The following is a 12,217-nucleotide window of genomic DNA, read 5'->3' as shown; positions in this document are numbered from 1 at the left end:
AAATTATTTCACTTTTTACTTCACATTTTTGAAACCATTTTGTAAAAAATCAAGACGCGCTTTCTTGTATAAATTCTTGTTTTCTTGCATACGATGCCCGTCTTTAAAGAAAATTAATTTTGCATTAGGGTATGATTTCTGGATTTCTTTATTTATAGAGTCCCCAAAAACTACATCTTCTGTTCCTTTTATAATAAGAACTTCTCCATCAAAATTTCTTTTGATTGAAAATTTCTTTGGTTGATATTGGTTTAATTTACAGTGATTTACAAAATCTGATAACGTTTTGTCTGAGATTTCATAAAGAAGATTAATTCCTTTTTTTGGATTATATCTCAATAAATCGTACCCAACAAGTTCAAACCAACGTACTCGAGGAGCAATTTCTTTGGGAGACTTTATCAGATAATTAAGAAATGAAAGGTTCATCATAGGCTTGAATTGATAGGAGAGAAAACATCCATTGTTTTGTAAATCTTGTAGTATTTTCAACTGTTCGGTTTTTGGATTTGTTTTGTTTCTTCCAATTTGATAAAGAATATTAGAAAGTGATGCCAAATTTAATTTTCTTTTTTCTAAAATAGTTTCCAATAAAATATTAGCTTGAGGATTAAACTCTTTAAAGTTAGGGGAGTATTGAATATGCATTTTTTGTGAAATGTCAGGAGCTCCTGTTGATTCCAAAATAGCACGATTCACATTTTTACCGTATTTGGAAACATATTGCTGAGCCAAAATACCAGCACCTGACGCTCCAAAAATATTAATTTTGTCCTCTTTAGTGAGTAATTTTTTTCTTATCATTTCTAATCTTATTTGTTCTATATCTTCTACTTGTTGGTCGGAATTTAACAATTTCATTGCCATTAGAAGATCAGTGTTTCCATTTTTATATATTTCTGGAAAAAATGTAGGTGATTGTCCACGTACACTCATCAAAACATAGGAGCTTCCTCCTAAAATTTCTTCAAAAAAGCTAAAATTTGTATTGGTATTTACAAGTTCCATTTGTCCATCTGTAAGAAAAAAAGTAATATTTTTATTTTCAAAGAAATGTGGACTCAGCAAGTAGAAGCCTTTGTATTTTCCAGCTTTGGGATTTTGATAATCTATAGGAAGATTGATATAATAACGAAAACGACTTTCTTTCATTTCAGAATAATCTTCTTTCAATTGTAGTCTTGTTTTTGGCGTTGCATAAATTGTTAAATGGATATATACTATTCCCAAAATAAATAAAATAATGACTACTAAAATAATATTTTTTTTTCTTTTATTCATTTTTCAAAGTTATCATTTATTTATTTCGAAAGTGTTCAATTCATTTTTTAAAATGTTCATTTCAATGAGTTTGTATGATTGAAAATTGTCTATTCATTCAAAATTTGTAACTTGGATTTGATTATGAATAATGTAATAGATTAGTCTATTTAACTGTCATTACTAAAAAAATAAAAATGAAAAAAGTATTTTATCTTTTGATTCTGATTTTTGCTAATCTGAATTTTGCTCAGCTTCCAAAAGAAAATTTAAAGGGTTTGGACTCAGAAATTGAAAAAATTATGACTGATTACAAAGCGGTAGGATTATCTGTTGCTATTGTTAAAAATGATAAAGTAATCTATTCAAAAGGTTTTGGGTACAGAAATCTTGAGAATAAGCTCCCCGTTACACCACAAACTATATTTGGGATTGGTAGTAATACAAAGGCTTTTACAGCAGCTCTTATAGGAATATTAGAAAAAGATGATAAATTAAAGCTCAATGAGAAGCCTTCAAAATATATACCTCATTTAGAATTTTCAACAGACAAAATGAATAATATTATTACTGTTGAAGATTTACTTGACCATAGAAGTGGGCTAGGAAGTCTGGATGGTTCTTATATTTTGTTTCCTGCCGAAAATAGGCTTCAACTTTTGAATAAACTTCCTTATTTAAAACAGAATGCTGAGCCAAAAGACAGTTGGAGATACAGTAATTTTGGATACATTGTGTTGGGAGCTATTATTGAACAAGTGTCGCAAAAAAGTTGGGATGATATAATAAAAGAAAAATTGTTGAATCCTTTAAAAATGGATAATAGCAATACTTCCATTAATGAAATGTTGAAACAAAAAGACTTTTCATATCCTTACGGAATGTATAACGGTAATCCTGAAAAGATTCAATTTCAAATTCCTAATAATGATAAACCAGGCGCGGCTATCAATAGTTCTGCAAATGATATGACGAATTGGTTGAAAATGTGGTTGAATTATGGAAAGTTTGATGGTATTGATATTTTGACAAAAGATTTTGCTAGAAATGCAATGAGCGCTAGAGCTTTAATCAATGGGAATCCTCCTGTAGAACCAGAACAAAAAAATTATCTTTTTGGTTATGGTTATGGATGGAATACCAAAATATTTAAAGGTCATTTTAAAGTAGATCATGGTGGTTCTGTCTCTGGATTTTCATCTAACGTAGTTCTTTTTCCTGCAGAAAATTTCGGAATTGTTGTATTGTCTAATCAACAAAATAGTGATTTGCCATATACAATTGCCAATATGATTTCTATCCGAATGTTGGGACTAGACGAAAGTAAACCTTATAAGTATGAAAAGGAAGTTTATGATGTTTATAAACCTGTAGCTATAAAATCAATTAATCAGCAGTTCAAACCAACACATACTTTGGATGATTACTGTGGAGAATATAGCAACAAGGGTTATGGAACAATAAAAATAACTCAGGAAGATGGCAACCTATTTGCGATATTTCCAACTTTTAAATTTGTTTTAGAACATCAGAAATATGACAGTTTTGTTTCAAGACTTATCAATGAAGTTCCTCAGCAAATGAATCCAGAATTTGATTTCAAATTCAATCTTGGGTATAATGGTGAAGTTAAAGAACTTGTAATGGATTTACAAGGGGGAATTATTTTCGAAAAAGAATAAACTTTTCTTTATGAAGGTTCATTTCAGTCTTTAAATTGTTCATTTCATTCAATTAAAACTAATCTTTGTTTATACAATTTTCATATTTGTCATGTATAACAGTTTAGATTAATAGTCAATGAAAAAAAACATCTTCTTTTTACTTTGTGTATTTTCAATTTTTGAAATTCAAGCGCAGGAAAAGAAATCAGACCTCTTTGGAGTTGAATACAGTTATGATAAAATAAAGAATGATTCAGCAAGAGGAAATATAAAAAACGTAGATGCTTTTCTGAACTTTCCAATTTTTAAAGGTGAACAAAAAACGATAGGTGGAAGATTGCATATCAAATCTCAGAATATTTCGGGATTAGATTCTGAACTTGATAAAAGTTTGTACGGTACAGATATCAATCTTTTCTGGCAAAAGCAAATTAAAGATAGGTATAAGATTTATCTTTTTGGTCAAGTTGGTGTTTATTCAGATTTTAAAGATATTAGTGGAGAAGATTTTCGCTATTCTTTAGGAGCGAGATATACAATTAGGCATAATGATAAATTTTCTACAGGTTGGGGAGTATCCTACAGCAAACAGTTTTTCGGACATCAACTCAATCCTTTTGTTTCTGTAGATTATCAAATTACATCAAAACTTCAACTGACTGGTTTATTGCCAATTCGTCCAAAACTAATTTATACAATTAATGAAAATTTTTCTTGGACCAATGAAATATTTGGAAACGCAGCAAGTTATAGATTATCAGCAACAGAAGAAAATAGCCGTTTTGTAAGAATTAATAATTGGTATGGAATGAGCAGGTTAGAATATACCTTGGCAAAACATCACCAATTCTCCGTTGGTTTAGGTTATAATTTTCGTAATAATATAAAACTTTATGAAGACGGAATGGGAAATAATTGGAGCATTTTTACATTTGACTTGAATAAAAAATCGAAGCCTATTCAGGAAGTTAATTCTAAAGGGATGAGGTTTGAAATTGGATATAATTTTCAACTTTAAATTAATTTCTTGAATCTCAAAATCTTTTTGATAATTTTGCTTTCATATAAAAACAAATATGACTAAAACAATTCAAAAAGTTTTATCTGCTTATTTTCCAATTTCTGAACAGACAGCAAAAGCTTTATCTCACACCGCAGAAATTGTTGGATATACCGAAAATGATTTTTTAGAAAAAGAAAATCAAAAAATTATTTCTGAATTTGTGGTTTTAGACGGTATTGTAAGAGGCTTTATTTACAATAATAGAGGTGACGATATTACGGTGAATTTTTATACCGATGGTTGTGCAATTACTCCAGCAATAATGAGAGGACATCAGCATCAGTCTATTTATAATTTTCAAATTATTTCAGAAAAAGCAAGCATTTTGGTTTTTAATAATATGAGGATGGAGCAGGAAATGCCCAAATACAAAGACCTCGAAATGTTTGGAAATACAGTTGTAATGATGGATAGTTTGAGACGAGTAGAAAGAGAAATTACTCTTTTGAAAGAAACAGCTGAGGGGAAATTAGAATGGTTCAGGAAAAACTTCCCTAATCTTGAAAACCAAATTCAACATTATTACATTGCCTCTTTTCTAGGAATTACGCCAACTTCCCTTAGCCGAATTAGAGGTAAAAAATAATTAAAAATCTTGCCAAATGTAAATGGATTTCTTCTTCAAATAACAGATTTTTGTCTCTGAAATTTGCGAGAATGAAAGCATTAGTTACTTATTTTACAATGGCGTACTTTTTTAGTTGGCTTATTTGGTTTCCATTGTATTCTCCTATTTTTGGAATTCAATATTTGCCGAAATTTTCTTTTCAGCATGCTTTAGGAGGATTAGGACCTTTGCTTTCTTCATTTGTTTGTACTTGGATTTTTGAGAAAAAGAAAGGTGTTGCAATACTTTGGAAATCGATGTGGAAAGTTAAACCTATGCTTTATCTTTTCATTGCTGTTTTTAGTCCTTTTGTTTTGGTTTTATTAAGTTTATTTATCGCTTTTTTAATAGATTCAAAACCTATAGAGTTTTCTGAAATTACGCTTTCTAAAGAATTTTCACAGTTTAATTTTTTAGTTTTTTCTATTTATAATCTGGTGTTTTTCGGTTTTGGAGAAGAAGTAGGATGGCGAGGTTTTGCTTTGCCTCGTTTTCAGAAAAAATTTGGCGCTTTGTTTTCTACTTTTTTGCTTACCATTTTTTGGGCAGTTTGGCATTTACCATTATTTCTCTACAGACCTGGATATTTATCGATGAATATTTTTGGAGTATTGGGTTGGCTTTTAAGTCTTTTTACAGGAAGTGTATTGCTCACTTGGCTTTATAACTCATCAAAAGGAAGTCTTTTTATCTGTGCTATTTTCCATTCTACGATTGATATTGTTTTCCTCACAGATTTCAAAAATCAAAATATTACCAATTATATGGGAATTCTTATTACGATTTGGGGATTGTTGACCATTTTCTGGTTTGGACAAAAAAACTGCCTTCTGAAAATGTTCATCTAAAGTTTTAATTTGTTCATTTCGGAAAGAATTAAAATGATTAAAATGAAAAATTGAAATAAATTTCCAAAAAGAATTAAAATATCCCTATTTATAATAGTTAATCGTTGAGTTATATAAATACTAATAAAATTTAAAATATGTCACGAAAAATCTTTCTTTTTTTAGCATTTGCACTAGTGATAATTGTAAATGCCCAAAATCCAATTATCACAAAATGGAATACAAATATTCTTAATGATGACTCCAAGGAGATAAAAATCTTTGCATTGGGAGCGTTTAATTACACTTATCAAAACACCACGAACTCCTCAATAACAGGAAGTGGCTCAGGATTAAACAATACCACGGTTGTAATGCCACAGGCAGGAATTTATATCGTTAAAATTTCGCCTACAGGAGTTTTCAAATTGGGAGGGACGGATTCTCCTGGAGACGATGCTAAAAAATTAATTGAATTCAGCCAGTGGGGAACTGTCAATTGGAATTCCAATTTGGGATATATGTTCGACGGTTGTACAAATCTTAAAATTACGGCTACTGATATTCCTGATTTTTCAGGGGTGACTGATTTTTTTGCTATGTTTCGTAAATGTCAAAGTTTGGATGCGGTTCCTAATATGAACAGTTGGAATACTTCTAATGTCCTTTATATGGACCAAATGTTCAACGGAGCTATAAATTTTAATGAAAACATTAGCAACTGGAATACTTCCAAGGTGAAAAGTATGAACTCATTATTCTATAATGCACAAAAATTCAACCAAAATATAGATACATGGAATACATTAAATGTAACGGATATGGATCAGATATTCAGCAGTGCATTTGAATTTAACCAAAATTTAAATAGTTGGAAAACTTCTAAAGTTACATCAATGAGAGCAATGTTTAACAAAGCAAGAAATTTTAATGGAGCGGTTGGAAATTGGGACACTTCTCAAGTAACCGATATGTCTGCTATGTTCTTGGCCGCAAAATCATTCAACCAAAATATTGCCAATTGGAATACAGGAAACGTTACAACAATGGTTGATATGTTTGCTGCTACTGATAATTTTAACCAATATATAGGGGATTGGGACACGTCAAAAGTTATAGATATGTCTTACATGTTCAACAATGCTATTGCATTCAATCAGAATTTAAATTGGAATACTTCAAATGTCACCCACATGAATTTAATGTTTTTGAATGCCACAGCATTCAATGGAAATATTAGCGGTTGGGTTACCACGAAATTAACCAAAATGAATCAGATGTTTCAGGATGCAGAATCATTCAACCAAGACATTGGGAATTGGGATACATCAAATATAACCGAGATGAGTTCTATGTTTTCTGGCGCCTATAAATTCAATCAAAACATAAGCAATTGGAATACTTCCAAAGTAACATCTATGTATTCCATGTTTGCTGGAGCATTGGCTTTCAACCAAAATTTAAGCAATTGGAACGTATCTAATGTGGTAAACATGAGTTATATGTTTTTTAATAGTACGGCATTCAATCAAAATATAGGGAGTTGGAATTGGAAATATAATTCAGCCGTAGATTTAAATAGTATGTTAAATGTTTCTGGTCTAAATTGTGAAAATTATAGTAAAACCCTTAAAAGTTGGGCGCAAAATTCTGCCATGCCAATCAACAAAACGCTTGGTGCGAATAATTTAAAATATGGTAGCGAAGGTCAAACGTATAGAAACCAATTAATAACCAATAAAGGATGGACAATAGAGGACGATATTTTTGATGCATCTTGTACGGTTAACTTAGCAACAGATGATATAAATTCTAATAAAAAATCAGTAAATATTTATCCGAATCCCACATCTGATAAAGTTTATATCAAATCAAATCAAAAAGTAAAAGAAGTAACAGTTTATAATGTTAACGGTCAGATTGTTTTTAAACAAATGTCTATTACTGAAGTTGACCTAAGAAAACTTCCTTTAGGTATTTATATGATGAAAATAGTTGAATCTGATGGGAAAATTAGTACTCATAAAATTGTGAAAAAATAAAATATGTTATTGTTTATTACTGTTTTTTTGAAAAACAATTAGTCTTAGAATAAAAAATGGAAAATATTATTAATATTATCAAAACATTCTTTGAGAATGTTGACAAAAGAGATTGGGAAATCGTTAAGAAATTGATGAGAGATACGATTCTTCTTGACTATTCTTCTATAAACGGTAATCCTGCAACAGAATTAAGTTCTTCTGAGGTAGTCTCCTCTTGGGCTTCTTTTTTACCAGGTTTTGAACGCACAAATCATCAAATTTTTTATTTTAAAGAAACAAAAAATGAAAATGATGCAGAAATCTATTTTGGAGGAAAAGCAGAACATTTTATAAAGCAAGATATTTGGGTATTAGAAGGCTTTTACAATGTCAAATTAATTTTAGAGAATGAAAAATGGTTAATTTCATCACTAAAATTTAATTTTGATAAACAATATGGAAATTTAGAATTACCAACTTTGGCTTCAGAAAGAATGGAAGCTTTGAAGTGATTTTTTGAGAATGTTTCTAATAAGTATTTTTAATCATAATAAAACTAAACTTTAAATTTTTATATCATGAAAGAATTTGTTTTAATTTTCAGAAACAGTGCAAATCCCGAACTAAAACCATCAAAAGAACAAATACAAAAAGTACAAACTGACTGGATGAATTGGATGGGAAGCATCGCTGCACATGAAAAACTGGCGAATCAAGGAAACCGCTTATCCATATCTGTAGCAAAGACTGTAAAATCAAATGACGTAATTATAGATGGGCCTTTTACCGAAATTAAGGAATTTATTAATGGTTATATTGTTGTAAAAGTTGGTAACGTTGAAGAAGCAGTTTCCATAGCAAAAGAATGTCCTATTTTAATGATTGGTGGTAATGTGGAAGTAAGAGCGGTAGTTAATCCAAATGATAATGAATAATAAAAAATAGGTATGAAAAAAATTTTGTTCATTATATTGTTTTTTTCTTTAGTGCCAATATCGGCACAGCAAAAAGAGGATTCTTTTTCTGTGATTTATCAATTGTTAGAGCAAAAGAATTATCTGAAAGCTCAATATTTATTTGATGAAAATAAAAATGAATTTAGTAAAGAAGAACAAACTTATTCCAAAGCGATTCTCGATAATGTTTTTAATAAACTGGAAGATTCCGAAAAAAATATACAAATTCTTTTAAATCAGAAAAATGTACCAGATTCTTTGTTGCAGAAATTATATTACACTAAAAAAGACAATCTCATCAAACTCTATCAATACGGAAAAGCAGCTGAAACTATTAAAATTATTCAACAAAAATTCTCAAAAAAGCTTTCTACAGAGCAAATGAAAGACCTTGAAAATGATTTTAATCTTTGGTATTCTCTTAAAAATGTTCCTCAGCAAGAAGTTTTTGTTCATAACGATACCAATTTACTTTTAAAACAGGATAAAGCGGGTTTAAAAAACATCAATATCTCTGTAAAGCAAGATTCTGTAGATTTTGTGTTTGATACGGGAGCCAATATTTCTGTGATTACAAATTCTTTGGCAAAGAAATTTGGGTTAGAGATTTTCCCATCAAAAATAGAAGTGAATGCCATTACAGGAAAAGTTGTTACGGCTCACTCTGCGGTTTGTAAAGAACTGAAAATTGGAAAAATAGTGATAAAAAATGTGGTCTTTTTGGTTTTTGAGGATGCTGATTTGGCTTTTCCACAGATTGCTTATCAAATCAATGGAATTATAGGTTTCCCAATTATTGAAGCAATGAACGAGATTGTAATTACAAGAGATAATCATTTTATCGTTTCAAAAAATACAAAAGCTAATGTTGAAAAATCTAAAAATATGGCTTTGGACGGATTAATTCCTTTGATTTTTTTTGATGAAAATCCTTATACTTTTGATACTGGAGCAAATACGACTTTGCTGTACAGACCTTATTTTTTTGAAAATCAAAAAACTATTGAACAAAATTATCAACTTTCAGAAATAGATTTTGGCGGCGCTGGCGGAAATGATAAGCAAAAAGGATATCGTATAAATAGAGAATTCGAAGTTTCGGGTAAAAAGACGAATCTTGATAATGTATTCTTATTGATTAATAAATCTGAAAAGAAAGGGAAAATTTATGGAAATATTGGTCAGGATTTTATTCAGAAGTTTCAAAAAATGAAGATTAATTTTAAAGAAATGTTCATTAGCTTTGAATAATACTTTTGCAATAATTCATTATTCCAAATCCAAGAATGAAAAGAAGAATCAATACTATTTTACCCATTGCTTTGGCAATAATATTGCCTGGGCTTAATTTTTTTTCTAATTCGGAGGCAAATGGAGTCCATTTTTATACTTTTTATGAGCGTTGGTTCTATGCATCTTTTGTAATATACATCCTTTGGTATTTATTATTATGGGGCTCAAGAATTAAGACAAAATATAGAAATTGGATAATCTCTGGAATTGTTTTTTTATTTGCGATAATTGTATATACACTTTTTGTATTTTTTGTATTCAAAATTCCCAATACTATAAAATGGGCTTTTATTACTAAATTATTTTTTGCGGCTGTATTGTTCTTAATTATTCAATATGCTCTTAAGGCTAATGAAAATATTTCTAAACTAGAATTGGAAAAAGAACAGATAAAATCAGAAATTTATAAAGTTCAGCTTCAAGAACTTCGCACAAAAGTAGATCCTCATTTTTTATTCAACTCTTTCAATACTTTGAGGACAATGATTAGAAATAATAATCCTTTTTCTGAGCAATTTGTGATGAATTTATCTAATTTTTACCGCATGACATTGACTCTGAATAATACGTCAACTACTTTACTTAAAGAGGAGATTGATGTTCTTAAATCATATTTGTTTTTGATACAAACAAGATATGGAGGTGGTATTAATATAATGATAGACATTGATGAAGAGCTGTTAAAAAGACAACTTCCAACACTGAGTTTGCAAATTTTAGCAGAGAACTGTTTTAAACATAATAAGACAAGTTTGTCTAATCCATTGGAGATAACAATTACTTCAGATTCAAATAATTATATCTCTGTAAAAAATAATAAACTCCCTAAGCTTACTATTGAAGAGTCTTCAGGATTTGGACTTCATAATATTGCACAACGTTATGAGCTGCTCAAAATCTCTAATGGAATTATTAAGCTTGAAACTGATGATTTTTTTGAAGTAAAACTAAAACTTATTTAATTTATGAATGTTTTATTAATTGAGGATGAGCTTCATACTGCACGAATTTTACAAGACATTATTGAAACAGATAAAGATTTTATCGTGATTAAAACCATAGATTCTATTTCTGAGGCTGTTTCTTATCTTGCAAAATATAACCAAAATATAGATTTGATATTTCTTGATATTCATTTATCAGACGGTCATAGTTTTGAAATCTTTAGACATATAGATATTAATATACCAATAATATTTTGTACTGCTTATGATGAATATGCGCTTCAAGCAATAAAAAATAACGGAATAGAATATATACTTAAACCTTTTCAGGATGAAGAAATTCTAAGAGCACTTCAAAAATTTAAGAAACTTGCTGGAAGATTTAAATCTAAAGTGACCTTTGATTTACCAATTAATTCCAATAAAAATTCTTTATTTCAAAATAGTTTTCTTACACAACAAAAAGATAAAACAATTGTAATTTTCATAGAAAATATTGCGATGTTTGCGATAGAACAAGATATTTTGTATTTGTACACATTTGATAAAAAGAGATATCCTGTTTTTAAAAAAATGGATTATGTTGAAAGCGTATGTAATCCACGTCTATTTTTCAGAATAAATCGTCAAATGCTTATCAATAGGAATGCTATAAATACCATTCAACCTTATTTCAATAGAAAAGTTATTTTAGAACTTAAAGTAGAACCAGAAGCTCAACCAATTGTTAGTCGATTGAAAGTTACTCAATTCAAAGAATGGCTCGAAGTAGGGGAGTAGAAGAAATCTTTTTTATTGTGCTTTGTGGTTAAGATAGATAATTTATTACTGCGATTTTAGTGATTGAATTTTCTTTTGGATTAGGTTTAAACGTTCGGGTAGATTTCCTATAACTTCTAATGTTTCAATATCAAAATCATTGATATTGTCTCTAATTATATCGTTTACATCCTCTCTGAGTTCTAACAAATCAAAGTTTGAGCAATTAATTACATCAGGTATTTCAATAGGAACAAAAACAAGAAGATCAATCTTACTCATGGTTTTTTGAACCTTACTAAATATAGATTGGGAATTGTATGTGTAATCTACAGCTTGAGCATATGCTAAAAAATCTAGAGGGCATCTATCGAAAATAGCATCATTCTCACTATTTTCAATTTGTTTTATAGAATGTTCTAGTTGTATTATATATTCATCAGAAGTTGGAGATTCAGAAAAAATATATCCCATTTCTACTAATTCATGATAGGGTTCTGCATATAATTCATAATGAAGAAGAGATTCTTGTAGTTTTTCAGCTAAAGTAGTTTTTCCAACTAGATGAGCTCCAGTAATTGCTATTCTCATGTTTTGAAAAGAAAATTTATAGGTTATTGCCGTAGTGCATTGAAATAATTATGCTAAAACTTTGAAAGTTTTAAAATCAGAATTTTGGCGAAAATAACAGCTTTAACCGTAATACAGTTGATTAACAAACAAAGTAACCATAATATTAACAATTTAAAAATCTCTTTTGCATAAATGCACTACGTTTTTTAATTAATAATAATTTAATATATTTTGGAAATTTAAAAGA

At 29.2% G+C, this 12,217-nt stretch carries 12 protein-coding genes; 10 read left to right on the top strand and 2 right to left on the bottom strand.

Annotated elements, in window-relative coordinates; genetic code table 11:
• Positions 1-15 precede the first annotated feature (15 nt).
• Complete coding sequence (locus QM746_RS11940) at positions 16-1,281, bottom strand: hypothetical protein (protein ID WP_414984437.1); 1,266 nt, start codon at positions 1,279-1,281, stop codon at positions 16-18.
• Between the two features lie 176 nt (positions 1,282-1,457).
• Here QM746_RS11940 and QM746_RS11935 point away from each other — a divergent pair, with 176 nt between their 5' ends.
• The 10 genes from QM746_RS11935 to QM746_RS11890 all read left to right on the top strand — a co-directional run bounded on the left by QM746_RS11935 (position 1,458) and on the right by QM746_RS11890 (position 11,418).
• Complete coding sequence (locus QM746_RS11935) at positions 1,458-2,942, top strand: serine hydrolase (RefSeq protein ID WP_414984436.1); 1,485 nt, start codon at positions 1,458-1,460, stop codon at positions 2,940-2,942.
• 118 nt (positions 2,943-3,060) lie between these two features.
• Positions 3,061-3,942 carry a DUF6268 family outer membrane beta-barrel protein gene (locus tag QM746_RS11930; protein WP_414984435.1) on the top strand — a complete coding sequence of 294 codons (882 nt, stop codon included), beginning with the start codon at positions 3,061-3,063 and terminating at the stop codon, positions 3,940-3,942.
• A 58-nt stretch (positions 3,943-4,000) separates the two neighbouring features.
• Positions 4,001-4,573: a Crp/Fnr family transcriptional regulator gene (locus tag QM746_RS11925; protein WP_414984434.1), complete on the top strand. Its 573-nt coding sequence runs from the start codon at positions 4,001-4,003 to the stop codon at positions 4,571-4,573.
• Between the two features lie 71 nt (positions 4,574-4,644).
• Positions 4,645-5,442: a CPBP family intramembrane glutamic endopeptidase gene (locus QM746_RS11920; RefSeq protein WP_414984433.1), complete on the top strand. Its 798-nt coding sequence runs from the start codon at positions 4,645-4,647 to the stop codon at positions 5,440-5,442.
• 137 nt (positions 5,443-5,579) lie between these two features.
• On the top strand, positions 5,580-7,463 hold the full coding sequence (locus tag QM746_RS11915; RefSeq protein ID WP_414984432.1) for a BspA family leucine-rich repeat surface protein: 1,884 nt from the start codon (positions 5,580-5,582) through the stop codon (positions 7,461-7,463).
• A 56-nt stretch (positions 7,464-7,519) separates the two neighbouring features.
• Positions 7,520-7,957: a nuclear transport factor 2 family protein gene (locus QM746_RS11910; protein WP_414984431.1), complete on the top strand. Its 438-nt coding sequence runs from the start codon at positions 7,520-7,522 to the stop codon at positions 7,955-7,957.
• Between the two features lie 66 nt (positions 7,958-8,023).
• Complete coding sequence (locus QM746_RS11905) at positions 8,024-8,380, top strand: YciI family protein (RefSeq protein WP_414984430.1); 357 nt, start codon at positions 8,024-8,026, stop codon at positions 8,378-8,380.
• Between the two features lie 12 nt (positions 8,381-8,392).
• A complete protein-coding gene (locus tag QM746_RS11900) occupies positions 8,393-9,652 on the top strand; it encodes a retropepsin-like aspartic protease (protein ID WP_414984429.1) in 1,260 nt (419 codons plus the stop codon).
• Between the two features lie 35 nt (positions 9,653-9,687).
• Complete coding sequence (locus QM746_RS11895; RefSeq protein ID WP_414984428.1) at positions 9,688-10,656, top strand: sensor histidine kinase; 969 nt, start codon at positions 9,688-9,690, stop codon at positions 10,654-10,656.
• A 3-nt stretch (positions 10,657-10,659) separates the two neighbouring features.
• The gene (locus QM746_RS11890) at positions 10,660-11,418 is read left to right on the top strand and encodes a LytR/AlgR family response regulator transcription factor (RefSeq protein ID WP_414984427.1); all 759 of its coding nucleotides are present in this window, start codon (positions 10,660-10,662) and stop codon (positions 11,416-11,418) included.
• A gap of 45 nt (positions 11,419-11,463) precedes the next feature.
• Here the strand turns inward: QM746_RS11890 and QM746_RS11885 are convergent, their stop codons facing one another.
• Entirely contained in the window at positions 11,464-11,988 is a 525-nt protein-coding gene (locus tag QM746_RS11885; RefSeq protein ID WP_414984426.1) for an AAA family ATPase, read from the bottom strand.
• Positions 11,989-12,217 lie beyond the last annotated feature (229 nt).

The sequence above is a fragment of the Cloacibacterium sp. genome, from assembly GCF_047601505.1.
GTDB lineage: Bacteria > Bacteroidota > Bacteroidia > Flavobacteriales > Weeksellaceae > Cloacibacterium.
The sequence above is the reverse complement of the archived record's forward strand: the minus strand, read 5'-3'. Positions and strand labels throughout refer to the sequence as shown.